This window comes from Acidovorax sp. ACV02, assembly GCF_014851475.1.
Classification (GTDB): Bacteria; Pseudomonadota; Gammaproteobacteria; order Burkholderiales; family Burkholderiaceae_C; genus Acidovorax; species Acidovorax delafieldii.
The window spans coordinates 1-24,304 of the sequence record NZ_JACUZU010000001.1; the positions used below are offsets into that span (position 1 = coordinate 1).

The 24,304-nt window shown below is 60.5% G+C and carries 23 protein-coding genes; 14 read left to right on the forward strand and 9 right to left on the reverse strand.

The features are described from left to right. On the reverse strand, positions 1 to 902 hold a 902-nt coding region (locus tag IB236_RS00005; RefSeq protein WP_192418140.1), incomplete at its 3' end, for a bifunctional nicotinamide-nucleotide adenylyltransferase/Nudix hydroxylase. 561 nt (positions 903 to 1,463) lie between these two features. On the opposite strand from IB236_RS00005, the gene IB236_RS00010 reads away from it, so the two are divergent. Beyond that, positions 1,464 to 2,705: a diguanylate cyclase gene (locus IB236_RS00010; RefSeq protein ID WP_192418148.1), complete on the forward strand. Its 1,242-nt coding sequence runs from the start codon at positions 1,464 to 1,466 to the stop codon at positions 2,703 to 2,705. Positions 2,706 to 2,724: 19 nt separating this feature from the next. Here IB236_RS00010 and IB236_RS00015 read toward each other — a convergent pair whose 3' ends face one another. The 3 genes from IB236_RS00015 to metK all read right to left on the reverse strand — a co-directional run bounded on the left by IB236_RS00015 (position 2,725) and on the right by metK (position 5,107). Beyond that, positions 2,725 to 3,183, reverse strand: a complete 459-nt coding sequence (locus IB236_RS00015; protein WP_146869899.1) for a hemerythrin domain-containing protein — start codon at positions 3,181 to 3,183, stop codon at positions 2,725 to 2,727. Positions 3,184 to 3,225: 42 nt separating this feature from the next. Continuing rightward, entirely contained in the window at positions 3,226 to 3,411 is a 186-nt protein-coding gene (locus IB236_RS00020; protein ID WP_056060124.1) for a DUF1328 family protein, read from the reverse strand. Positions 3,412 to 3,925: 514 nt separating this feature from the next. Further along, positions 3,926 to 5,107 (reverse strand): methionine adenosyltransferase, encoded by a 1,182-nt coding sequence (metK, locus tag IB236_RS00025; protein WP_056060126.1) that lies wholly within the window; start codon positions 5,105 to 5,107, stop codon positions 3,926 to 3,928. Positions 5,108 to 5,239: 132 nt separating this feature from the next. Between metK and IB236_RS00030 the strand changes: the two genes are divergently transcribed. Further along, positions 5,240 to 6,103 (forward strand): lysophospholipid acyltransferase family protein, encoded by an 864-nt coding sequence (locus IB236_RS00030; RefSeq protein WP_146869898.1) that lies wholly within the window; start codon positions 5,240 to 5,242, stop codon positions 6,101 to 6,103. Continuing rightward, positions 6,100 to 6,981 (forward strand): lysophospholipid acyltransferase family protein, encoded by an 882-nt coding sequence (locus IB236_RS00035; protein WP_192418150.1) that lies wholly within the window; start codon positions 6,100 to 6,102, stop codon positions 6,979 to 6,981. Before IB236_RS00030 ends, IB236_RS00035 begins: the two co-directional genes overlap by 4 nt. Before the next feature lie 48 nt (positions 6,982 to 7,029). Here the strand turns inward: IB236_RS00035 and IB236_RS00040 are convergent, their stop codons facing one another. Together IB236_RS00040 and yihA are read right to left on the reverse strand one after the other, a co-directional pair. Then, positions 7,030 to 7,938, reverse strand: a complete 909-nt coding sequence (locus tag IB236_RS00040) for an alpha/beta fold hydrolase (protein WP_192418152.1) — start codon at positions 7,936 to 7,938, stop codon at positions 7,030 to 7,032. 50 nt (positions 7,939 to 7,988) lie between these two features. Continuing rightward, positions 7,989 to 8,744 carry a ribosome biogenesis GTP-binding protein YihA/YsxC gene (gene yihA, locus IB236_RS00045; protein ID WP_146869896.1) on the reverse strand — a complete coding sequence of 252 codons (756 nt, stop codon included), beginning with the start codon at positions 8,742 to 8,744 and terminating at the stop codon, positions 7,989 to 7,991. 72 nt (positions 8,745 to 8,816) lie between these two features. Here yihA and IB236_RS00050 point away from each other — a divergent pair, with 72 nt between their 5' ends. From IB236_RS00050 to IB236_RS00070, 5 genes are all read left to right on the forward strand, one after another. Continuing rightward, positions 8,817 to 9,446 (forward strand): cytochrome c, encoded by a 630-nt coding sequence (locus IB236_RS00050; RefSeq protein ID WP_015012649.1) that lies wholly within the window; start codon positions 8,817 to 8,819, stop codon positions 9,444 to 9,446. 146 nt (positions 9,447 to 9,592) lie between these two features. After that, complete coding sequence (locus IB236_RS00055; protein WP_146869895.1) at positions 9,593 to 11,746, forward strand: cytochrome c biogenesis protein ResB; 2,154 nt, start codon at positions 9,593 to 9,595, stop codon at positions 11,744 to 11,746. Beyond that, complete coding sequence (gene ccsB, locus IB236_RS00060) at positions 11,743 to 13,092, forward strand: c-type cytochrome biogenesis protein CcsB (RefSeq protein ID WP_146869894.1); 1,350 nt, start codon at positions 11,743 to 11,745, stop codon at positions 13,090 to 13,092. Before IB236_RS00055 ends, ccsB begins: the two co-directional genes overlap by 4 nt. 182 nt (positions 13,093 to 13,274) lie before the next feature. Further along, entirely contained in the window at positions 13,275 to 14,279 is a 1,005-nt protein-coding gene (gene msrP, locus IB236_RS00065) for a protein-methionine-sulfoxide reductase catalytic subunit MsrP (RefSeq protein ID WP_192418154.1), read from the forward strand. Positions 14,280 to 14,340: 61 nt separating this feature from the next. After that, positions 14,341 to 14,991: a sulfite oxidase heme-binding subunit YedZ gene (locus IB236_RS00070; protein ID WP_192418156.1), complete on the forward strand. Its 651-nt coding sequence runs from the start codon at positions 14,341 to 14,343 to the stop codon at positions 14,989 to 14,991. Between the two features lie 71 nt (positions 14,992 to 15,062). Here the strand turns inward: IB236_RS00070 and IB236_RS00075 are convergent, their stop codons facing one another. Together IB236_RS00075 and IB236_RS00080 are read right to left on the reverse strand one after the other, a co-directional pair. Then, a complete protein-coding gene (locus IB236_RS00075) occupies positions 15,063 to 15,890 on the reverse strand; it encodes an MBL fold metallo-hydrolase (RefSeq protein WP_056062016.1) in 828 nt (275 codons plus the stop codon). Positions 15,891 to 16,005: 115 nt separating this feature from the next. Further along, a complete protein-coding gene (locus IB236_RS00080) occupies positions 16,006 to 16,212 on the reverse strand; it encodes a lipoprotein (protein ID WP_082753564.1) in 207 nt (68 codons plus the stop codon). A gap of 12 nt (positions 16,213 to 16,224) precedes the next feature. Between IB236_RS00080 and cyaY the strand changes: the two genes are divergently transcribed. Beyond that, complete coding sequence (gene cyaY / locus IB236_RS00085; protein ID WP_192418158.1) at positions 16,225 to 16,554, forward strand: iron donor protein CyaY; 330 nt, start codon at positions 16,225 to 16,227, stop codon at positions 16,552 to 16,554. Positions 16,555 to 16,605: 51 nt separating this feature from the next. Here cyaY and IB236_RS00090 read toward each other — a convergent pair whose 3' ends face one another. Then, positions 16,606 to 18,999 carry a penicillin-binding protein 1A gene (locus tag IB236_RS00090; RefSeq protein WP_192418160.1) on the reverse strand — a complete coding sequence of 798 codons (2,394 nt, stop codon included), beginning with the start codon at positions 18,997 to 18,999 and terminating at the stop codon, positions 16,606 to 16,608. A 267-nt stretch (positions 19,000 to 19,266) separates the two neighbouring features. Between IB236_RS00090 and IB236_RS00095 the strand changes: the two genes are divergently transcribed. From IB236_RS00095 to pilQ, 5 genes are read left to right on the forward strand one after another with little or no spacing between them, the layout of a single operon-like run. Beyond that, a complete protein-coding gene (locus IB236_RS00095; RefSeq protein ID WP_015012658.1) occupies positions 19,267 to 20,346 on the forward strand; it encodes a pilus assembly protein PilM in 1,080 nt (359 codons plus the stop codon). Next, a complete protein-coding gene (locus IB236_RS00100; RefSeq protein ID WP_192418162.1) occupies positions 20,343 to 20,963 on the forward strand; it encodes a PilN domain-containing protein in 621 nt (206 codons plus the stop codon). The genes IB236_RS00095 and IB236_RS00100 overlap by 4 nt, the downstream gene beginning before the upstream one ends. 1 nt (position 20,964) lies before the next feature. Beyond that, positions 20,965 to 21,627, forward strand: coding sequence for a type 4a pilus biogenesis protein PilO (locus IB236_RS00105; RefSeq protein ID WP_192418164.1), 663 nt, complete (start codon positions 20,965 to 20,967; stop codon positions 21,625 to 21,627). Further along, the gene (locus tag IB236_RS00110) at positions 21,627 to 22,169 is read left to right on the forward strand and encodes a pilus assembly protein PilP (RefSeq protein ID WP_192418166.1); all 543 of its coding nucleotides are present in this window, start codon (positions 21,627 to 21,629) and stop codon (positions 22,167 to 22,169) included. Before IB236_RS00105 ends, IB236_RS00110 begins: the two co-directional genes overlap by 1 nt. Beyond that, positions 22,166 to 24,301, forward strand: a complete 2,136-nt coding sequence (gene pilQ / locus IB236_RS00115) for a type IV pilus secretin PilQ (RefSeq protein ID WP_192418168.1) — start codon at positions 22,166 to 22,168, stop codon at positions 24,299 to 24,301. Before IB236_RS00110 ends, pilQ begins: the two co-directional genes overlap by 4 nt. Positions 24,302 to 24,304 lie beyond the last annotated feature (3 nt).

Genomic DNA, 24,304 nt, shown 5'->3' on the forward strand with positions numbered 1-24,304 from the left:
GGGAAGGGCGCATCGCCCAGGTCAAAGTAGTGTGCATGCGTGATGGTGCGACCGCGCTGGCTGCGGTCGGGGTGGTCGAACACGGCCACTGACTGCAGCGCGGCGCGCATGCGGGCCTCGGGCAGGTTGCAGTGGGTTTCTTCCACCAGCTCGCGCAGGCAGGACTGCCACACGGTTTCTCGCTGCTCGATGAAGCCGCCGGGCACGGCCAGCTGGCCCTTGCCGGGTGCGTGCGCGCGGCGGATCAGCAGCACATGGTCCTGGCAGCGCAGCACGGCGTCCACCGTCACGAACACGGGCGGGTAGGGTGCAGCAGACCAGGCCTGGCGGTAACCACGCAGCATGCGCCACTCCTCCTGCAGCGCGGGGTAGTGTGGGGTCTGCGCAAAGTGCTCCAGCGTGGCGATGGTGCTCTCGGGAATCTCTGCGGCCAGCGGCGCCACGGCGGCGCGCGCGGTGGCAGGCGTGGCGCCAAAGTACGCGTCCCGGATGGCGGTGGCGTCGATGCGGCCCTGGCGGTCTATGTGAATGAGCTGCCAGCCTGGAAAGGCGCTGAGGTAGCCGCTGGTCGCATCCTTGAAGTGGCCCACCACGCCGATGCGTGCGCCCGGGGCAGTGAGGCGCGCTACGCCCCGGCGCACCGCCTGCACCCACACGGCTTCGTTGTAGTAGTCGCGCATGGGCAGCACCTGCACCCGGGCGCTGTCGGCGGGGGCCAGGGCAGCGCGCAGCATGGCTTCGCGCTCTTGCCAGGTGAAAGGGTTCTTGGGCGAGCGTGCCTGCCACGCCGAGCCGATCACCACGATGACCTGCGGGGCGCTGTCCAGTGCACGTTGCAATAGCGCCATGTGGCCGCTGTGGACGGGCTCAAAACGTCCGATGTAGATGGCGGTGTCGACCATGTGTCTCCGGCTGGTGGTGCGCTTCAGGGCCCTTCGCGTTGCTGGCTTGGGGGCCGCCCATGTCCTCGCGGTGGCCGTCGCATGCCAGGGGTTGACCGGGGCATTGGGTCGGCGTTGGAGCAGGTCGAGCAAGCAATGGGGCTGTACGCGCTGGATGTATATATGCTGGTAGCTATCTTTTTTGTAGTGATTTTACCGCCGGCCAGTGTCGTGGGTGGGGGGATGACCATCGCAGGGCGCCCTGGCGGCGGCAGATGGGCGGCGCTGCCACCCGCCTCTGAAGTTGCTATTGTGCGACCCGGCGGTTCATGCCGGGCATGGGGCGGGGGCGCAGGGCAGCGTGGCAAAAAAGAGATGGACCGGGCCGTACAAACGTGGCGACAATGCGCCGCTTGCACGCTGCGCGCAAAGTTTCTGTAGCGCGAATCCGTCCTTTTCGTGCCGTGGTCCCGTGATGCGGCGTGCAAGCCCACCTGTGTGAACCCGGGGGACTGCGCCCGATATGGCGTGTCCGCACCTCCAATAACAGGCCCGCCGTGCGCGGGCCACCGAGGGAGATCCATGTCGTTGCGGCTCAAATTCAATCTGGTGCTGGCGGGCGTGCTGCTGCTGGCGGTGCTGGGCGCGGGCGCCTATGTGCACCGCTTCCTGCAGCAGTCTGCCATTGAGGAGGTGCAGCACAACTCGCAGATCATGATGCACGCCGCCATGGCCATCCGCGACTACACCACCGAGCTGGTCAAGCCCCACCTGGACGTGACGCTGGCCGAAAAATTCCTGCCCCAGACCGTGCCCGCCTATGCCGCCACCGAGACCCTGCGCCGGCTGCAGAACCGGTTCCCCGGTTACGAATACAAGGAGGCGGTGCTCAACCCGACCAACCTGCGCGACCGTGCCAACGAGTGGGAAGAGCGCATCATCAGCGACTTTCGCGAAGGCCGTGCCGACCTCAAGAAGGAAGTGACCGGCGAGGTGGGCGAGGGCATGCACCGTGCCATGTACGTGGCACGGCCCATCACCATCAAGCAGCCGCAGTGCATGGCCTGCCACAGCACGCCCGCCGTGGCCCCACCCACCATGCTCAAGGTCTATGGCGACAAGAACGGCTTTGGCTGGGGCATGAACGAAACGGTCGGCATCCAGGTGGTGAAGGTGCCCATGTATTTCCCGCTGGAGAAGGCGCGTCAGACCTTCAACACGGTGATGACGGCGCTGGTGGGCAGCTTTGTGCTGCTGTTCGTGGGCCTCAACCTGTCGCTGTCGTCGCTGGTGATAGAGCCCATGGCACGGCTCAACCGCAAGCTGGAAGACCTCGCCACCAAGGACTTCCTGACGGACCTGGTCAACCGCCGGCGCTTTTTTGAGAGGCTGGAGACTGAGATGGCCGACACCCGCATCAGGAAGGGGAGTCTGTCGGTGGTGATGTTCGACATCGACTTTTTCAAACGCATCAACGATACCTTTGGGCATGACTCTGGCGATGTGGTGCTCAAGAGCACCGCGCTGCGTGTGCGCGAGTTGCTGCGGTCGTCCGACTGCGCTGCGCGTTTTGGGGGCGAGGAGTTCATCATCCTGCTCAAGGAAACCCCGGTGGACGCCGCCATGGCCATGGCCGAGGCGGTGCGCGCGCGCATTGCAGGGGTGCCATTCGACGCCGTGGGCCATGTCAGTGCCAGCTTTGGCGTGGCCACCTGGGACCACAAGGAAGACAGCCATGCGCTCATCAAGCGCGCGGACACAGCGTTGTACAAGGCCAAGTCCAGCGGCCGCAACTGCGTGATCCAGGCCGAAGACGCCGCCTGATTCGCGTTGGTGCGTGGTTTCAGGCCGTAGCGGCCTTGGCGTCCTCATAGTCCGCCCGGTAGTCTGCCGCCAGCGCGGTTTTCTGCTTCTCCGTCAGCAGTTTGCCCGCCATCTGGAAGAAGCGGTGTTCCTCTTCCTTCAGGTGGTGTTCCACCTTCTCGGCCAGCTTCTTGGCCAGCGGCAACCAGGCAGGGCTCGATGGCTCGGTCTCTTCCAGTGACTCCACCAGTTCGTCGATCTGGTGGTGTTCTGAAATGGCGTGGCGCGACAGATCAATGCCTGCGTCGTGTGCCATCAGCGGCACATAGAAGTGGCGGTCCTCGGCCTGGGCGTGGGCGGCGAGTTCCTTCTTGAGTTGATCGAACAGGTCACGCCGCTCGGGCGTGTCGCCGCTGGTGTCCGTCAGTGCGCCGTACAGCGCGCGCTGGCGCTCGTGGCTCTCGCGCAGGGCTTCAAAAATGGTGGTCGTATCGGTCATGGTGGGCTGTGTGTTGTGTTGCAGTGACGAAGGTGTGCAGGACTACTTGAGCACCTTGCGCGCGGCGCCCACCCCGATGGCCGCCAGCACCACAAACACCACGGCAACCACCAGGAACAGCACAAACAGCACCTTGGCAATGCCCGCTGCACCTGCGGCCACACCGCTGAAACCCAGAGCCCCTGCCACGAGGGAAATCAGGGCAAAAATAATGGCGTACTTCAGCATGGTGGTCGCTCCTTGCGGTGGATGTTGAGGCAGCTCGGGGCTGCGAAAGGGTGTGCAGGAACGATACCCGCGGCCTGTGGCGTGTGCCGTCAGTGCAAGCGGGCGGCGGGTGTAGGAGAGCGCCGCTGGCGGGCGGTGGTGAAGCGCCAAAAGAAAAGCCGCAACGCGGGGCGTTGCGGCTTGTGGGGGGGCTGCCCTGATCGTCTTTTGGCCTGCGCTCACATCGCTGGCGCGATATGAGCTTCGTCCACGTACGGAAAGCCGCGCGTGCCGCGCGGAGGGCTTACAGCCCTGCTGCCGCACGCAGTGCAGCAGCCTTGTCCGTACCTTGGCCTGCGTTCACATCGCTTGCGCGATATGAACTTCGCCCGAAGGCCGATACCGCGCTATTCGCGCAGCGGGCTTTACAGCCTTGCCCGTACGTTGGCTGCGGCACGGGCCTTGCGGCCCTTCACATCGCTGCGCGATATGAGCCTGCGCCGAAAGCCGGACAAGCTCGCTTCGCTCCGGGCCTTTACAGGCCCGCCGCTGCGCGCAGCGCAGCAGCCTTGTCCGTCTTTTCCCAGCTGAACTCGGGTTCTTCGCGGCCGAAGTGGCCGTAGGCTGCCGTCTTTTCGTAGATGGGGCGCAGCAGGTCCAGCATCTGGATGATGCCCTTGGGGCGCAGGTCGAAGTGCTCGCGGACCAGGGCGGCCAAGCGCTCGTCCGACACCACGCCGGTGCCTTCGGTGTAGACGGTGATGTTCATCGGCTCGGCCACACCAATGGCGTAGGCCACCTGGATCTGGCACTGGCGCGCCAGGCCGGCAGCCACGATGTTCTTGGCCACGTAGCGGGCGGCGTAGGCGGCCGAGCGGTCCACCTTCGTTGGATCCTTGCCGCTGAATGCGCCGCCGCCGTGGGGGCAGGCACCACCGTAGGTGTCCACGATGATCTTGCGGCCGGTCAGGCCGCAGTCGCCCTGGGGGCCGCCGATGACGAAGCGGCCGGTGGGGTTGATCAGGTAGCGCGTGTTCTGCAGCCATTCCTTGGGCAGCACGGGCTTGATGATCTCTTCGATGATGGCTTCGGTGAACGAGGCCTTCATCTTGGTTTGCGTTTCGCTCTGGTCGGGGTGGTGCTGGGTCGACAGCACCACGGTGTCGATGCTGTGGGGCTTGCCGTCCACATAGCGCATCGTCACTTGCGACTTGGCGTCGGGGCGCAGGAACGGCAGGCGGCCGTCCTTGCGCAGCTGGGCCTGGCGCTCGACGAGGCGGTGCGCGTAATAGATGGGCGCGGGCATCAGCTCGGGCGTCTCGTCGCAGGCGTAGCCGAACATCAGGCCCTGGTCGCCAGCGCCGGTGTTCAGGTGGTCGTCGGACGCGTGGTCCACGCCCTGGGCGATGTCGTTGGACTGCTTGTCGTACGCCACGAGCACGGCGCAACCCTTGTAGTCGATGCCGTAGTCGGTGTTGTCGTAGCCGATGCGTTTGATGGTGTCGCGCGCCACCTGGATGTAGTCCACATGCGCGTTGGTGGTGATCTCGCCCGCCAGCACCACGAGGCCGGTGTTGGTCAGCGTTTCAGCGGCGACGCGGCTGCGGGGGTCTTGCTTGAAGATGGCATCGAGAATCGCGTCCGAGATCTGGTCGGCCACCTTGTCGGGGTGGCCTTCGGAGACGGATTCCGAGGTAAAGAGAAAGTCGTTCGCCATTTGAATAAACTCCTGTGTTCCGGCATTTGGGGCGTTGCCCTCACCCCGAAGGAGATCTGGCGAACGCTTTAGCAGATTTTTTTAACGTCGCCCTGCAAGTTGCTCATTTAACTCAGCGACCCCGTCATTTTAATGCCAGTCGTCTTTCGATTCTTTTCCGTATTTCCACTGTGGTTGCTGCACATCATGGGCGCGGCCATGGGCTGGGTGGCGTTTGTGGCGTCTCCCACCTACCGGCGCCGGTTTCTCGCCAACTCAGCGCTGGCGGGCTATGCCTTTGGCGATGTGCGCGCCGCCGTGGCCCATGCGGGCCGCATGGTGGCCGAGCTGCCACGCCTTTGGATGGGCGCGACCATGCCCTGCGCACTCACGGGCGAAGCCTGTGTGGAGCAGGCCTATGCAGCCGGTCGCGGCATCGTATTTCTGACCCCGCACCAGGGGTGTTTTGAACTGTCGGCCCAGGCCGCTGCACGCCGCTGGAGCGCGGAGCGTGGCCCCATCACGGTGTTGTACCGCCCGGCACGCCAGGCCTGGCTGGCCAAGGTGATGGAGACCGCACGCAACCGCCCCGGCATGCTGGCCGTGCCCACCACGCTGGCGGGTGTGCGCCAGATGATCAAGGCCCTGCGCCGGGGCGAGGCCGTGGGCCTGCTGCCTGACCAGGTGCCGCCCGAGGGGCAGGGCCAGTGGGCACCTTTTTTTGGGCGCGACGCCTACACCATGACCCTGGCCGTGCGCCTGGCGCAACAGACCGGCGCGACCGTGGTGCTGGCGCGTTGCGAGCGTCTGCCATGGGGTCGTGGATATGTCACGCATTTCGAGCCCTTGCCCCAGCCGCTGTCCGACCAGATGGACCAGGCCGTGCTGCAAATCAACCAAGCCATGGAACACCTCATTCGCCAATGCCCCGAGCAATATCTGTGGGGCTATGGCCGCTACAAGCAGCCGCGTGGCGAGGCTGCTCCGGTCGAACCTGCCGCCGGAGGCGCCGCATGAAGGGCCTCACAGGGCGTTTGGGTGTGTGGTTCATGCGGGTGCTGGCGCTGCTGCCGCTGCCGGTGTTGCGCGGCATGGGCTGGCTGCTCGGACAGGTGGCCTTTGTGCTGGTGGCGCCCCGCCGCAGGGTGGCGTTGCGCAATCTGGCGCTGTGTTTTCCTGACTGGACCGAAGCGCGCCGCCGCGCCGTGGCGCGGGCCAGCTTTGTCGCGTTCTGCCAGACCTGGCTGGACCGCAGCTGGCTGTGGGCCGCGCCGCGTTCGGTGGTGGAGCAGCGTGTGCGTTTGACGGGTGCCGTGCACGAGCTGGAGGGCGACACGCCCACCATCTTGTTTGCGCCGCATTTTTACGGCATGGACGCGGGTGGCCTGGCCTTGCCGCTGCGCAGCGGCCGTGCGTTCACGTCCATCTTTGCCACCCACCCTGATCCGGCGGTGGATGCCTGGTTCATGGCCGGGCGCCAGCGTTTTGGCGATGTGCGCATGCTCAACCGTTCGGACGGCGTCAAACCCATCATCGCCAACCTGCGCAAGGGGGGCTTGCTGTACCTGCTGCCCGACATGGACTACGGCCGCAATGATTCGGTGTTTGTGCCGTTCTATGGCGTGACGGCAGCCACCATTCCGTCGCTGTCGCGGTTTGCGCGACTGGGCCGCGCCAAGGTGGTGGGTGTGTATTCGCGCATGACGCCCACCGGGTACGTGGCCGAGGTTTCGCCCGCTTGGGCCAACTACCCCACCGACGACGCTGAGGCCGACACGGCCCGTATGAACCGCGAGCTGCAGGCCGTGATCGACACCATGCCCGAGCAGTACTACTGGGTGCACAAGCGCTTCAAGACCCGCCCGGAGGGCGAGCCCTCCGTGTATTCCCGCTGAAATATCAGCAAAAATGGCTTGATGCGCTAGTGCATCATGCGCTGATAGCTATTGTTTAGATAGCAAAAAACGCTGCAGCTCCACGGCCACGCGCTCGGGGTGCTCGTGCACGACCCAGTGCGATGCCTGCTCCACCTGCTGCACCTGCAGCCGGGGGATCCAGCCGGGCAGGCCGTCCAGCAAGCCGGGCAGCAGGGCGGGGTCGTCCATGCCCCAGAGCACCAGCGTGGGCACGTCCACCGTCAACATCGACTCGGGCAGGGTGATGGCCTGGGCGCCGGGGTCGCCCTCGCGCGGCGGGCGGATGGGGCTGGCCCGGTAGTAGTTGCAGGCACCATGCAACCCCTGTTGCCACAGGGCCCGGTACTGGGCGCGCACCTCGTCGGTCAGCCATGCGGGGGCGCTGCCGTCCGGGGCGTTGAAAAAGGCAAACAGGCGGCGGAAGTCGTCTTCGGCCAGCAGGGCTTCGGCATCGGGCCTGCACAAAAAATGCATGTACTGGCTGCCCGCCTGCTGGGCGGCGTTGTGCGACAGCTCGCGCACAAAGGCGCCGGGGTGGGGTGAGTTGATGATAGCCAGGCGCTTCATCAGCTGCGGCTGCTGGTTGGCTAGGTTCCATGCCACGGCGCCGCCCCAGTCATGGGCCACCAGGCATTCCAGCGCACTGCCGGGGCATTCGTGGGCGATCAGCGCGACCAGGTCCTGCACCAGGTGCTTGGCGCGGTACGCATCCACCGCCTGTGGGCTGCTGGACGGGCCAAACCCGCGCAGGTAGGGCGCCACGCAGCGGTAGCCGCCGTTCTCGGGGCGGGCAAAGTGCAGCAGCAGTTCATCCCAGATGAAGGCCCCTTCGGGGAATCCGTGCAGGAACAACAGCACCGGGCGCCCGGGGATGCCGCTCACGCGGCAGTGCAGGGTGATTCCGTGGGGGAGGTCAACAGGGCAATCTTGGATCATGGCGCTATGCATTCTGTAGCTGCCAGCGCATGAAACGATTGCGCTTGCGGCTAGTTGGACTCCGATTCGCCGGTGGATGACGGCTGGGTGGGGCTGACGCTGTCAGCAGCAACAGGGGGCTCTTCGGCGAGGGGCTTCACCGGGTGCGCCCACTGCCACAGCAGCTGGGCCACTTCATCCACCCCTTGCTTTTTGAGTGCCGAGAACATCTTCACCTCGCCGCCACCCGCGTGCAGTCGCGTAATCGACAGCACCTTGGCCTGTTCGGCGCGCGTGAGCTTGTCGGCCTTGGTCAGCACGATGAGGAACTTGAGACCTTCCTCGACCCGGGGGCGCACCACTTCGAGCAGCGCCTCGTCCAGCTCGGTCAGGCCCAGGCGGGGGTCGCACAACAGCACGATGCCCGTGAGGCCGGGGCGGCTGACCAGGTAATTCACCATCACCTGCTGCCAGCGCACCTTGTCCGAGCGCGATACGGCGGCATACCCATAGCCGGGCAGGTCGGCCAGCACGGCGTCCATCACCCCTTGTTTGCCCAGCGAGAACAAATTGATGTGCTGGGTACGCCCCGGCTTCTTGGAGGCAAATGCCAGCTGCTTTTGCTGGGTGAGGGTGTTGATGCAGGTGGATTTGCCCGCGTTGGAACGGCCCACGAAAGCGATTTCGGGCACGTCGATGGGCGGCAGGTGGTGCAGTTGCGCCGCGGTGGTCAGGAACCTGGCGGTGTGCATCCAGCCCATGGCGATTTTGGCGTCAGGTGCGGGCGGGAGAGAGCCAGCAACTGGCGCAGAGGGGGGTGTCGTCATGGGGAGTTGGGAGAGAAAGAACCATCATTGTAGAATCGCGAGGTTTTGCGCACATAAACACACACCCTCGATATGAAGTTGCTCGCCTCATTGCTGACGGCTGCCGCACTGGCAGCACCTGTTTTTTCGGCCTTTGCAGCGGGTGATGCACCCAAAGCGGCCAAGCCGGATCTCGTCAAGGGCGAGGCCAGCTTCACTGCGGTGTGTGCGGCCTGCCACGGCGCCGACGGCAACTCGGCCATCGCGGCCAACCCCAAGCTGTCGCAGCAACACCCCGAATACCTGGTCAAGCAACTGCAGGAATTCAAGTCCGGCAAGCGCAACAACGCCATCATGAAGGGCTTCGCCACAGCCCTGTCGGATGACGACATGCGCAACATCGCCTACTGGCTCACGTCCAAGCCCGCCAAGGCCGGCTTTGCCAAGGACAAAGACCTGGTTGCCATGGGTGAACGCATCTACCGTGGCGGCATTGCCGACCGCCAGATCGCTGCTTGCGCTGGCTGCCACAGCCCCAATGGCGCTGGCATCCCTGCGCAGTACCCCCGCCTGTCGGGCCAGCACGCCGACTACACGGTGTCGCAGCTGAACATGTTCCGCGACGGCTCGCGCGCCAACAGCATTCAGATGACCCAGGTGGCTGCCAAGCTCAATGACAAGGAAATCAAGGCCGTGGCGGACTACATCGCCGGCCTGCGCTGATTGATTGCTTGATATTTGTCATGACCCGGCCTGATTGACCGGGCGGCACGGAACCTACCGCCAATAACAACCCCAAAAAGGGCGGGTCCATCGCAGCGATGGTCCCGCCCTTTTTCTTTCGCGCCTCGCAGACACCGCTCCCACCCATGTCCGACAACACCCAGGGCCTTCGCATGAAGTCCGGCTCCCAGGCCCTGCGCGCCGGGGTCGAGCTGCTGTCTTCCATGCGCTTTGCCATCTCGCTGCTGACGGTGATCTGCATCGCCTCGGTCATCGGCACGGTGCTCAAGCAGCACGAACCTTCGGCCAACTACGTCAACCAGTTCGGACCGTTCTGGGCCGAGTTGTTTGGCGCCATCCAGCTCAACGCGGTGTACAGCGCCTGGTGGTTTCTGCTGATCCTGGCGTTCCTGGTGATCAGCACCTCGCTGTGCATTGCCCGCAACACGCCCAAGATCCTGGTGGACCTCAAGGCCTACAAGGAAAACATCCGCGAGCAGGGCCTCAAGGCGTTCCACCACAAGGCGCAGGCCGATCTGCCCGGATCGGCCGAGGCCGAGGCACGCCGCATTGGCACACTGCTGACCGGTGGCGGGTGGAAGGTGCGCCTGCAGCAGCGCGACACAGCCGCAGGTCCAGGCACCGGCTGGATGGTGGCTGCCAAGGCTGGCGCCGCCAACAAGATTGGCTACATCGCAGCGCACAGCGCCATCGTGCTGGTGTGTGTGGGCGGCCTGCTGGATGGCGACCTCATCGTGCGTGCGCAGATGCTGCTGGGCGGCAAGTCGGTCTACACCGGGGGGGGGCTGATCGCCGATGTGAAGCCCGAGCACCGACTGTCCGAGCGCAACCCCACCTTCCGGGGCAACCTGCTCGTGGCAGAGGGCACACAGTCGAGCACCGCCATCCTGAGCCAGTCCGACGGCGTGTTGCTGCAGGACCTGCCGTTTGCGATCGAGCTCAAGAAGTTCATCGTGGAGCACTACTCCACCGGCATGCCCAAGCTGTTCGCCAGCGAGATCATCATCCACGACAAGGCCACGGGAGAGAAGACACCCGCGCGCGTCGAGGTGAACCACCCGGCCAGCTACAAGGGCATCGAGATCTATCAGTCGAGTTTTGACGACGGCGGCTCGCACCTCAAGCTGCGTGCCGTGCCCATGGTGGCGGGCGCCAAGGCATTCGACGTCGAGGGTGTGGTGGGCAACTCCACCCAGCTCACCAACAAGGGCGGCGGCCCTGGCAGCGATACGCTGACGCTGGAGTTCACGGCGCTGCGCACCATCAACGTCGAGAATTTTGGTGGGGCTGGCCCTGGCGCCAGCGGTGCAGACGTGCGCAAGGTGAACCTGCGCGAATCGGTGGAGTCGCGCCTGGGGGCAGCCAACAAGACCGCCACCAAAAAAGAACTGCGCAATGTGGGCCCCAGCGTGAGCTACAAGCTGCGTGATGCGGCTGGCCAGGCCCGCGAGTTCCATAACTACATGCTGCCGGTGGACACGGGCGACGGCGTGCCGGTGTTCCTGCTCGGTGTGCGCGAGTCTCCGGCAGAGCCCTTCCGCTACCTGCGTGTGCCAGCCGACGACAAGGGCAGCATGGATGGCTTCATGCGCATGAAAGCTGCCCTGGCCGATCCGCAAGCCCGGGAGCAGGCGGTGCGCCGCTATGTGTCCCAGGCCATGGATGCCTCGCGCCCGGAGCTGGCCGAGCAATTGCAGCAGTCTGCCGTGCGTGCGCTGGCGCTCTTTGCGGGGCGGGGCATGGTCGATGGCAAGCCCACGGGCGGGCTGCAGGCCGTGTCGGACTTCATGGAAGCCAATGTGCCCGAGGCCGAGCGCGCGCGCGCAGGCGAGGTCCTGGTGCGCATTCTGAATGGCACGTTGTTCGAGCTGGCCCAGCTGTCGCGCCAGCGCGAGGGGCTTCCGCCATTGGCGCAGGACGAGCAGACCCGGGGTTTCATGACACAGGCCGTGCTCTCGCTCAGCGATGCGCAGATCTACCCTGCACCCCTGGCGTTTGAACTCAAGGACTTCACCCAGGTCCAGGCCAGCGTGTTCCAGGTGGCGCGAGCCCCTGGCAAGAATGTTGTCTATCTGGGCTGCGCCTTGCTGATCCTGGGCGTTTTTGCCATGCTCTACGTGCGCGAGCGGCGCGTGTGGGTCTGGGTGGCGCCGCAGGATGGCCGCACCCACGCCACCATGGCCCTGTCCACCAACCGCAAGACCATGGATGGCGACCAGGAGTTTGTCCAGCTCGCACAGAAACTGATCGGGGCATCGCCCCGCGAAGGCACCGCATGAACACCGCGACTTCTTCCTCGACCGTCACCACGATCACCCTGAACGAGGGGTTCTTCGCTCGCCGCAACTGGTTTGACTGGCTGTTTGCCGCCATCGTGGCCGTGGGGGCGTTGTATGCGCTGCAGCGCTACGGGGCCTTCATGGATGTCTACGAAAAAGGCATTTTGCTGGGCGCCATTCCGAGCACCATCTGGCTGGGCTGGTTCTGGCGCCCGCTGCGCGTTCTGATGCTGGTGGTGGCGGCCGTGGCGCTCATGGCCATTGGCCTGTACCAGCAAGATGGGGCAGGCAGCCTGACGCGGGCCGACACGGTGTTCGGCCTCAAGTATTTCCTGTCCAGCCAGTCGGCCATCCTGTGGATGAGCATGCTGTTTTTCATCAGCACGGCGTTTTACTGGGTGGGGATGTTTGCACGTGGCGAAGGCAAGACCATGAGCATGCTGGGCTCGCGCATTGCGTGGGTGGCGGTGGCCATGGCGCTCATTGGCACCCTGGTGCGCTGGTACGAAAGTTACCTGATCGGCCCGGACATCGGCCACATCCCGGTGAGCAACCTCTACGAAGTGTTCGTGCTGTTCTGCTGGATGACAGCGGCGTTCTACCTGTACTACGAAGAGCAGTACGACACGCGCGCCCTGGGCGGCTTCGTGATGCTGGTGGTGAGCGCGGCGGTGGGCTTCCTGCTCTGGTACACCGTGGTGCGCGAAGCGCATGAGATCCAGCCGCTGGTCCCTGCGCTCAAGAGCTGGTGGATGAAGCTGCATGTGCCCGCCAACTTCATCGGTTACGGCACGTTTGCGCTGTCGGCCATGGTGGCGTTTGCCTACCTGATCAAGCAGCAGGCCACCGAAACCCGTTGGTACAAGCTGGCGCCGCTGTGGCTGCTGGGCGTGGTGCTGTGTTTCGAGCCCATCGTGTTCCGCCAGGGGGCGACGGAGAATGGCGGCAGCTACTGGATGGTGTACTTCGGCATTTCTGCGCTGATCGTTGCGGGCATCCTGCTGGGGCGCAAGCGCATCGCGGCGCGTCTGCCTTCGTTCGAGATTCTGGATGACGTGATGTACAAGTCCATTGCGGTGGGCTTTGCGTTCTTCACCATCGCCACGGTGCTGGGTGCGCTGTGGGCCGCCGAGGCCTGGGGCGGCTACTGGAGCTGGGACCCCAAGGAAACCTGGGCCCTGATCGTCTGGCTCAACTACGCGGCGTGGCTGCACATGCGGCTCATGAAGGGCTTGCGCGGTACCGTGTCCGCCTGGTGGGCGCTGGTTGGCCTGGCGGTGACAACGTTCGCGTTCCTGGGCGTCAATATGTTCCTGAGCGGCCTGCACAGCTACGGCACGCTGTGATGATTCAAGGCCTGCTAACGACTCCCCGCGAGATTGTTGGCAGGCGCGGCAGGCATGTCGGGCATTCGGTGGCGCGCAACAACTATTGCGTCTTCGGTGTAACCTGAGCGGTCCAGGGAACGAACTAACAGTTGTTCTGCTCTACCGCTGCAGCTGTCTCACCCCACATGACCGGAGCCACCATGCTGATCCCCTCGCGCGATTCGGGTTTTCACCACCCACACTCCTCCGAAATCACCCCCCGCTCGGTCTATGAAGGCCGCCGCCAGATGCTCAAGCTGATGGCGGGTGGCGCCGCAGGTGCGGCAATGGCGGCCTGGGCGGGCCGTGAGGCCCTGGCGCAGCAGGTGGCGGTCACGCGTCCCGGCAAGCTGGCGCCTCTGGCGGGCGCCAAGTCGGCGGTGGCAGGTGCGGTTTCCATGGAGAAGCTCACGGACTACAAGGACGCGAGCACCTACAACAACTTCTACGAATTTGGCACCGACAAGGCCGACCCCGCCCGCAATGCGCACACCCTCAAGACCAGTCCGTGGACGGTGGAGGTCGAGGGCCTGGTCAAGAAGCCCGGCAAATACGGCATTGAAGACCTGATCAAGCTCAGCGCGCAGGAAGAACGCATCTACCGCTTGCGATGTGTGGAAGGCTGGTCCATGGTCATCCCGTGGGTGGGGTATTCGCTGGCCGAGCTGATCAAGCGGGTGGAGCCCCAGGGCAGCGCCAAGTACGTCGAGTTCGTGACCCTGGCCGACAAGGCCACGATGCCATTCGTCGGCTCGCGCGTGCTGGACTGGCCTTACGTGGAAGGCCTGCGCATGGACGAAGCCATGCACCCTCTGACCTTGCTGGCCTTTGGCATGTACGGCGAGGTTCTGCCCAACCAGAACGGTGCACCGGTGCGTCTGGTGGTGCCATGGAAGTACGGCTTCAAGAGCGCCAAGAGCATTGTGAAGATCCGCTTTGTCGAAAAGGAACCAGGCACCGCTTGGAACAAGGCGGCCCAGCAGGAGTACGGGTTCTATTCCAACGTGAACCCCAATGTGGACCACCCCCGCTGGAGCCAGGCGACCGAGCGACGCATTGGCGAAGACGGCTTGTTTGCCAAGAAGCGCAAGACGCTGATGTTCAACGGCTACGAAGCCCAGGTTGGCCAGCTTTACGCGGGCATGGACCTCAAGAAGTTTTACTGATGGCCCTGGTCTCGGCGCCGTCGTTGGCGGTGTATGAGGCTTTGGTCTTCTCTTGATCGCGATGCGAAAACTACTGCTCCACCCCGTCGCCAAGCCGGTGGTGTTTGTGTTGTGCCTGTTGCCGCTGGCATGGCTTGTCTATGCGGCGGTGGCGAACCAGCTGGGTGCCAACCCTGCGGAGGCATTGATCCGGGCAACCGGTGACTGGACGCTGCGGGCGCTCTGCCTGGTGCTGGCCATCACTCCACTGCGCGTCATCACCTCCACTCCTCAGCTGGCTCGGTTTCGGCGCATGCTGGGGCTGTTCGTGTTTTTCTATGGCGTGCTGCACCTGCTGAGCTACAGCTGGTTCGACATGGGTTTTGACATCCCGGACATCCTGCACGACATCGCCAAGCGGCCATTCATTCTGGTGGGTACATTGGACCTGGTGCTGCTGGCCCTGCTGGCCGCCACCTCATTCAATCGTGCGATCAAGGCACTGGGTGGCAAACGCTGGCAGGCGCTGCACCGCACCGTGTATGCGGTGGCAGGGTTGGCGTTGCTGCACTTTTTCTGGATGCGTGCTGGCAAGAACAACTTTGGCGAAGTGGCGGTCTACGCCGGCATCCTCGGCGCGCTGCTGGGCTGGCGGTTCTGGCAACGACTGCGCAAGCGGTCGGCCACACCGGCAGTTGCTGCGGCACGACGGACAGCCGCAGGACCGTCTTGAGGTTGACTACTACCAAATTGATAGCTGTCAGCGAATATTTTCAATACGCTAGCAGCCGATTTGGCTGATTTTTAACCGTTGACTGCCCGCAGCGCTGGGCGCATTTGCCGGGTCACTGGGTCGATGTACCCGGTGGGAATCTGGTAGGCGCGGTCATCGAACAGGTCAATGCCACACATCAGGTTCTCGATCCATTCAAAGAAGTCGTTGATGGCTTCCTTGCCCATGATGGGAGCGCCGTGCTGCGGCACCAGCATGGCAATGTCGAGCTGCCGGGCCATGCGTGCCCACAGGCGCAGGATCTTGTTGGACACCATGTAGCGGCGATGGAAGCCCTCCATGCGCGGGATGTGCGCCTTGAGGTCGGTCACCGGGACACGGGCCTCGGCCCCCGACATCATGGACACCCCCAGGTCGCCCGTGAACAGGATGCGGCTGACCGGATCGTAGAAGTGGAAGTTGCCTTCGGAGTGCATGAAGTGCGCGGGTAGCAACACCAGCTCATGGCGTCCCAGGGGCAGATGGCCGCCGCCGTCCGGCACACCGATCACCCGGTTTTCTGTCTTGCCCACCTTGGTGAAGTGCGGCGCAAAGCGCTCCCAGACGCGCGAGATCACCAGGTTGGCCTTGGTGCTGGTCATCCAGCGGTCCAGCGAGGCGATGATGTCTGGGTCTGCATGCGAAGCGATCAGGTACGACAGCTTGTGTGGCGGGAAATGTTTGGTCATCCCCATGAACAGCTCGTTGAACGCGAGGTTGCCGCCCGGGTCGATGATCGCGCCGGTGTCGTCGTCCACGATCAAGAACTGATTGGCCTGCACGGCCTGCCCATCTTCCTCAATGAGGTCGGTGAACATCAGGCAAGCATGATTTTTGTCGCGGTAGAGTTCCAGGGCCATGGCCATCCTGCGGTGCAATAAAGCGCAGACTGTACGAGTACCCCTAGAGTTTGTGCTTGATGGAAATCAAGCGAAACCGCATTGCCTGGCGATCCTGCGCAGGCGGCTGGGTGCGTCAGCGTGGCTGGGAGGCGGTGGCAGCGGGCGTTGGCGCACTGCTGGCGTCGTTGCCCGGGGTGAGTGTTTGCGGTAGCGTGGCACGCTGGCTTGCCGCAGGGCCGGTGGGCAGATACAACGGCCCCCGCTGACCGCAGCCGAAGAGGGCTGCCGCACTGGCAGCAAGGACAAGCGTCCTGACTAGAATTTGGGGAGCTTTCAACATGCGCAAATTGTAATGACCGACCTCGAATTCATGGACCACGCCGAACAACTGCTGCTTGCCGTCGAACGCAGTTGTGATCGCATCAATGACACCTCGGATGCCGATGTGGACAGCCAGCGCTCGGGGGGCATGGTGACCTTGACCTTTCCCAACCGCAGCCAGATCGTGATCAACCTGCAAAAACCGCTGCACGAGGTGTGGATGGCCGCCCGGTCTGGCGGCTATCACTATCGTTTTGATGGCAGCCATTGGCAGGACACCAAGGGCGCTGGAGAATTTTTTGCATGCCTCACGCGCGATGCCTCGCTACAGTCCGGGATGTCGCTGCAGTTTGCCCCGTAACTTACCCCGCGCCCGCCCAGCTGAGGAGGGGCGCGGCGGAGTACGCGGCGCTCAGTTTCGGAACAAGTCCAGGATGCGGCTGCGCTCTTCAGAAGGCGGAGGTGCTTGGGGCGCTACTGCGGGAGACGCGGACCGGTCGTCCACACCCACGCTTGAAACACCCGCATTGCGTGCGTACTCCTCGTAGAACCACTCACCGCCCACATTCACGACACCGGGTGGCACTGTAGGCTCCATCACTGGCACGCCCTTCAGCGCACGCTCCATGAAGCTGATCCACACGGGCAGGCTGAGCCCGCCACCGGTTTCGCGGCTGCCCAGATTGCGTGGCGTGTCATATCCAATCCAAGTGACAGCCGCAATGGTGGGCTGGAACCCTGCGAACCACGCGTCCACCGAATCGTTGGTAGTGCCGGTTTTGCCATAAAGATCGGGGCGCTTGAGAGTGGCCTGGGCCCGCGCTGCAGTGCCGGTGCGGGTCACCTCCTGCAACAGACTGCTCATCACAAAGGCATTGCGTGCGTCGATGGCCCGGGGCTGCTCGTTGAGCGCTGGTGGCGTAATTTCTGAAATCACTCGCCCCTTGTGGTCAGTCACCTTGGCAATCAGCCAAGGATTGACGCGGTAGCCCCCGTTGGCAAACACGGAATAAGCGGATGCCATTTGCAGGGGCGTAACCGAGCCCGCACCCAGCGCCATGGTCAGGTAGGCCGGGTGCTTTTCTGGGTCGAATCCAAATCGTCCCACCCATTCCTGCGCGGTTTTGGGTCCTACGGCTTGCAGGATCCGGATGGAGATCATGTTTTTGGACTTCGCCAAGCCCGTGCGCATACTCATGGGGCCGTCGTACTTGCCGTCGTAGTTCTTGGGTTCCCAAGGTTGACCGCCGGTGATACCCGCATCAAAGAACAGCGGAGCATCGTTGATCACGGTGGCAGGCGTGAAGCCCTTTTCGAGCGCTGCTGAATAGATGAACGGCTTGAAGCTCGAACCAGGCTGGCGCCATGCCTGCGCTGCATGGTTGAACTTGTTCTTGTCAAAGTCGAATCCACCTACCAATGCCCGGATGGAGCCATTGCGGGGGTCAAGGGCTACAAAAGCCCCTTCCACTTCGGGCAGCTGTGTAATCTCCCATGCGCCCTTTGGTGTCTTGACTACTCGGATGACGGCGCCGCGCCGGATCTTGATATTGGGCGGCGCCTTGTCGCTGAGCCCCGACTGCGCTGGTTTGAGTCCATCGCCGGTGATCTCCAGTGAGTCGCCATTGGCTCGTGCGGCCAGGATGCGTTTGGTGGATGCTTCCAGTACCACAGCGGAGAGTACGTCTCCGTTGTCGGGGTGGTTGGCAAGGGCGTCATCAATGGCGTCCTCCACTTCCTGGGCTGCTGTGGGCAACGTAACGAACTTCTCCGGTCCCCGGTACTGCTGGCGCCGCTCGTAGTCCATGATCCCGCGCCGCAGGGCCACATATGCGGCCTCTTGCTCCGCCGCATTGAGGGTGGTGTACACGTTAAGGCCGCGTGTGTAGGCCTCGTTGCCGTACTGGGCGAAGATTAGCTGGCGGGTCATTTCGGCAACGTATTCCGCGTGGATGCGCGTGTTGTCGGGCCCCGTACGGATTTTCAACTCTTCCTTCTTGGCTTGCTCTGCTTGTTGTGCAGTGATGAAGCCGTTCTCTTCCATCCGTTCGATGATGTACTGCTGTCGAGCGCGGGCACGTTTGGGATTGCTGATGGGGTTGTAGGCAGATGGTGCCTTGGGCAAGCCCGCAAGCATTGCTGCTTCAGCAATGGAAACGGATTTCAGCGGTTTCCCAAAATAAGCCTCGGAGGCTGCCGCAAATCCATACGCACGATTGCCAAGGAAAATCTGATTCATGTAAATCTCAAGAATCTGATCCTTGGTCAGCAAATGCTCCAATTTGAAAGTCAGTAAGATTTCGTAAATTTTGCGAGTAAATGTTTTTTCTGAGGACAGATAAACATTTCGCGCAACCTGCATGGTGATCGTCGAGGCGCCCTGGCTTTTCACACGGCCCAGATTGGCGAGGCCCGCACGCAGCACGCCTTTGTAGTCCACACCACCGTGCTGGAAGAAGCGAGAGTCTTCGATCGCCAGCACTGCGTCTTTCATGACCTGCGGAATCTCGTCGATGGGCGTGAGGTTGCGACGCTCTTCTCCAAACTCGCCCAATAAGGCCCCTTCCGCGGAGTACACCCGCAGCGGCAGTTTGGGGCGGTAGTCCGCCAAATCAGAGATGTCCGGCAGGTTGGGGTAGGCCACCGACAGAGCCACAGCGATTGTGAGCGCCAAGCCCACGGCCGCGGCCGCCGCCAGTCCAGTGATCCATAGAGCGATGCGAACCAACCAGCGAAGCCAACTGGGACGGGTGCGAGCAGGAGAGGAGTCCGACTTGTCGGAGGACTTCGAGGGGGAGGGCGGCATATCGCTCCGATGGGGTAAGACCACCCATTATAAAAATGTCCACCGCTGGGGCTGGAAATCCGATTTCGTACTTGGCAAGGTGTCGCTGAAAGGCTTCCCGTAGTAGCCAAGCGGTATTGCAGTGCTCTGAAATTTCGTCTGCTTTTGGCAACGCTCTTCGGGCGTTACAGGGGGAAAAATCTTTGCCGGAGAACTATCTTACTGATAGCATTCATGTGAAGTGTTAAGTTTTGTTGCCTCATTTTGGCAAGTTACAGGGGACCAATCTTGATCTCAATGGGGTCTTTGTTCAATCGCCAGTCTGCTCCGCTGTTGGGAATCGACATCAGCTCCTCCAGTGTCAAGCTGGTGGAGTTAGGGCGCGATAAGGCAGGTAGTCTGGTCCTAGAGCGTTGCGCGATCGAGCCGCTGGAGCGAGGCTGGATCACCGATGGCAACATCGAAAAATTTGACGAAGTGGCCGACGCATTGCGTCGACTGGTCAAGAAGAGCGGCACTCGAACCAAAAACGTGGCACTGGCATTGCCCCCCTCCGCTGTGATCACCAAGAAGATTACGCTGCCGGGTGGAATGACGGAGCAGGAGCTTGAGGTTCAGGTCGAATCCGAAGCCAACCAGTACATCCCGTTTTCGCTCGACGAGGTGAGTTTAGATTTTTGCGTTATTGGTCCGAGTAAAAACGCGCCCGGGGACGTTGACGTTCTGATTGCTGCCTCCCGGCGCGAAAAAGTCCAGGACCGACAGGGCTTGGCGGAGGCTGCTGGGTTGAAGCCCGTGGTGGTCGATATTGAATCCCATGCATCGCGATTGGCTGCAGGGCGTCTCATTGAAGCGCTGCCGAATAAAGGCGTCGATGCGATGGTGGCGCTTTTCGAGGTGGGAGCCTTGACGACCAGTATGCAGGTGATTCGGAACGAAGAGGTTCTGTACGACCGCGACCAAGCCTTCGGCGGCGCCCAGCTGACCCAACTGATTGTTCGGCAATATGGTTTCTCTGTGGAAGAAGCCGAGAGTAAAAAGCGCAGCGGTGATTTGCCGGAAGACTATCAATCAGCGGTCCTTCGTCCTTTTGTCGACAGCATGGCCCAAGAGATTGGCCGAGCCCTCCAATTCTTCTTCACCAGCACGCCCCACAACCGTGTGGACCACATCATGCTGGCTGGCGGCTCGGCTCCACTGCCAGGGCTTACAGAGGCTGTCACCCAGCAAACCGGTTTTGCGTGCAGTGCTGTTAATCCTTTTGATGGTATGGAAATCGGAAGTTCCGTGCGACTGAAAAAAATGGTGCGTGAAGCGCCGTCCTACCTGACCTCTTGCGGTCTAGCTATGCGGAGGTTTCTGCAGTGATCCTCATCAACTTATTGCCTCACCGTGAGGAGGCTCGCAAGCGTCGCAAGGAGGCATTCCAAGCGACGATGTTTGCGTCGTTCCTGCTGGGTCTTGCTATTGCCGGGGCCATTTATTGGTGGTTCCAGATCATGATCACAGATCAGCAGAATCAGAATGCCTTTCTGCAACAGGAGATCAAGGTATTGGAGAGTCAGATTAAGGAAATTGCCTCCATTGAAGACGAGATCGCCTCATTGCGTGCGCGTCAGAAGGCCGTGGAAGATCTCCAGTCTGATAGAAACCTGCCCGTTCACTTGCTTACCGAACTGGTCAAACAATTGCCTGATGGGGTGTACATCACGGCGATCAGACAATCTGGACAAACGATCACGATGCTGGGCATGGCACAGTCCAATGAGCGTGTTTCTGAATTGTTGCGTAACTTGGCGAGTAACACCCCGTGGCTGACCAAGCCAGAGTTGGTAGAAATTACTGCCAGTACAGTAGCCCTAAGTCAGCGCGATCAACGCCGGGTTTCCTCCTTCAATTTGAGGTTTCAGTTGGTGCGCGCCAGCGATGCGCAAAAAACCATAGCAGCTGCGAGTGCTGCGGCGTCTTCGCCTGGAGGTAAATGACATGGCGAAAACAAAAGAAAAAACGATAACTTTTGCTGAGCGAATGGAGTCGGTCCAACGGCAATTTAAGAATCTGGATACCAAAGACCCATCGGTTTGGCCTGTGTTGCCAAAAGTAATTCTTTGCGCCTTTATTGCTGGGGCCGTTGCTGCGGTATCGTGGTTCGCATTTTTGCAGGATTATGAAGTGCAGCTGGACGCGGAGCGCAATAAAGAACTAGCGTTGCGTACGGATTATCAGAAAAAATTAGTGAAAGCTGTCAGCTTGGATGCGCTAAAAAAACAGCGCGAGCAAATTCAGCAGTACGTCATTCAGCTAGAAAAACAGCTTCCCAGCAAGGCCGAAATGGCTGCGCTTTTATCGGATATCAATCAATCTGGCTTGGGGCGGAGCCTCCAGTTTGAGCTTTTCCGGCCGGGACAAGTGGTCGCTCGAGATTACTATGCTGAATTGCCCATTTCCATTCGGGTAACTGGAAAATATCACGATATTGGTGCTTTTGCGTCTGATATTGCCCACTTGTCGCGTATTGTGACGATTAACAATATGACCATTGCTCCTGGGGCTCGTGATGGGTTAACCATGGATGCGACTGCACGCACGTTTAGATATCTGGACCCTGAGGAAATTCAGGCGCAAAAGAAAGCCGGGGGGGCGAAGTGATGAAAACTTACTTCGGGCTTTTTCTTGTCGGCTGGTCTTTCATTCTCGCCGGCTGCGGGCCTTCGGGCGAGGATGAGTTAAGAGTTTGGATGGCTGAACAGCGAGCTAGTACCAAGCCGAGTGTGCAGCCTTTGACCGAACCCAAAAAATTCATTCCTGAGCCATACACTCAAGAAGGTGCAATAGAGCCATTCAATCAGATCAAGTTAACTCAGGCATTAAAGCGGGATTCGAATCAAGTGGCCTCGAATGCGGCCCTGATTGCTCCAGAAATGGCCCGCCGTAAAGAGCCTCTAGAGGCTTTTCCGTTGGATTCAATGGCTATGGTGGGGAGTTTGAACAAGTCTGGGGCGCCGACAGCTTTGATAAAGGTTGATAACTTAATTTACCAAGTAAAGGTTGGGAGTTATCTCGGGCAGAATTACGGAAAAGTGATTCAAATTACTGAAAATTCAATTCAGTTGCGCGAGATAGCACAGGATGCAACTGGGGATTGGATAGAGCGTTCTGCATCGCTTGATCTGCAAGAGGGGAAAAAATGAAACAAGATAGTGGCAAACTTCTGAATTACTGCCGTGGCGCTGCTGTTGGCGTTTCACTCCTTTTTGTCGCCTTTGGCGCTTTTGCTCAGGGCTCCATTAGTGCTGTTTCTGCCAGTGTCCAGGGTGGGGTCGAAACGCTAAAAATTGACTTTTCAGATTTAGTTACAGTATCTCCAACGGGATTCGCAACACAATCTCCCGCGCGCATCGCTCTTGATTTCCAAGGGGTTGTCAACGCTGCTGGAAAGTCCGCATTTGAAGCCAATTTGGGTAATTTGAAATCTGTCAATATTGTTCAAGCAGGCGAGCGATCTCGCGTTGTTCTAAATCTGAAGTCTCCTACATCGTACAAGACTGAGATGCAGGGAAAAACATTGTTTTTGTTTTTGGAACCTGTTGCAGGCGCGTCTTCTTCAAACGTGCCGCCTGTCGCTTTTTCCGAGAGTCAGAACACTGATGTTCTTCCACTAAGGGATATTGATTTTCGTCGTGGGGCAGATGGTGCTGGCAGGATAGTCGTTAATCTTGCTAGTAATCAAGTTGGTGTGGATTTGCAGCAGCAGTCCAAAGGCATCGTCGTAGACTTTATGAAGTCCTCGATACCAGAGGGGCTTCGCCGTCGCTTGGATGTCACGGATTTCGGAACGCCAGTCCAGACGGTGACTGCTACGCAGAATGGCGAGCGAGTGAGAATGCTCATCGAATCCAATGGGGACTGGGAGCACAGTGCCTATCAAAGCGACAATCAATTTGTTGTTGAGATTCGCCAGAAAAAAATTGATCTTAGTAAACTAACCCAGGGACCTGGCTACTCTGGGGAAAAGCTATCTCTAAACTTTCAAAATATCGAAGTGAGATCTCTGCTCCAGGTCATTGCTGATTTTACAAACTTTAATATTGTTACTTCCGATACAGTGACCGGCGCACTAACTCTACGGCTCAAGGATGTTCCTTGGGACCAAGCGCTTCAAATTATTATGGATGCCAAAGGCTTGGGCATGCGTAAGACCGGATCGGTCTTGTGGATTGCGCCTAAAGACGAAATAGATGCTCGCACAAAAAAGGATTTTGAGGCAGCGCAAGCCATTCAGAAACTAGAGCCAATCAAGACACAGGCCTTTCAACTCAATTATGCAAAGTCGGCAGATATAGTTGCGCAGCTCACTGCTACATCTGGAGCAAGTGCTGGGAGCACATCCACCCGTTTCCTGTCCGAACGAGGAAGCGCGATTTCCGAGCCTCGTACTAACCAGATATTTGTGACAGATACTGCTGGCAAGCTTGAAGAGGTTCGATTGCTGTTGGCCAGCTTGGACGTAGCTGTCCGCCAAGTTTTAATCGAGGCACGGATCGTTGAGGCCCGGGATACTTTTGGCAGGTCTCTGGGGGTTCGCTTGGGTGCCACGGATCTCAGGGCAAACCGAGGGGGCGATGGTGGATATGGCATTGGGGGCGATAATCGTGTTGCGTTCGGCACCTCTTACAGTAACGCGGTGGCGTCAAGTGGCGCCGGTGGAACGACTAGTACAAGCGGAAATTTTGTTAACCTTCCTGCAAGCCTCTCGAATGTTAGTAGCGTGGGTAGCTTTGCACTATCAATATTTAACTCTGCAGCGAACAGGTTTTTAACTCTAGAGCTTTCTGCGATGGAAGCGGATGGTAAGGGTCGTATTGTTTCCAGCCCACGTATCATTACTGCAGATCAGACAAAGGCACTGATTGAGCAAGGCACCGAGTATCCATATGCGGTTACTGCTCCTAACGGTGCCACAACTTTGGCATTCAAAAAAGCGGTGTTGAAGCTTGAAGTTACGCCTCAAATTACTCCAGAGGGTAATATTATTTTGGACCTCGATGTCAACAAAGACAGTCGCGGAGAGACTACCACGCAAGGAGTCGCTATTGATACCAAACACGTGAGGACGCAGATTTTGATAGAAAATGGTGGTACCGTTGTTATTGGTGGTATTTTTGAAATGGAAGAAACCAATCAAGAAAACAAAATACCAGTGCTTGGCGATGTTCCTGTTCTGGGTAATTTGTTTAAAAATAGGACGAAAGAATCTACTAAACGCGAAATGTTGATCTTTATTAGCCCTAAGGTAATAAATGATCGTAATTCGAGTCGATAAATT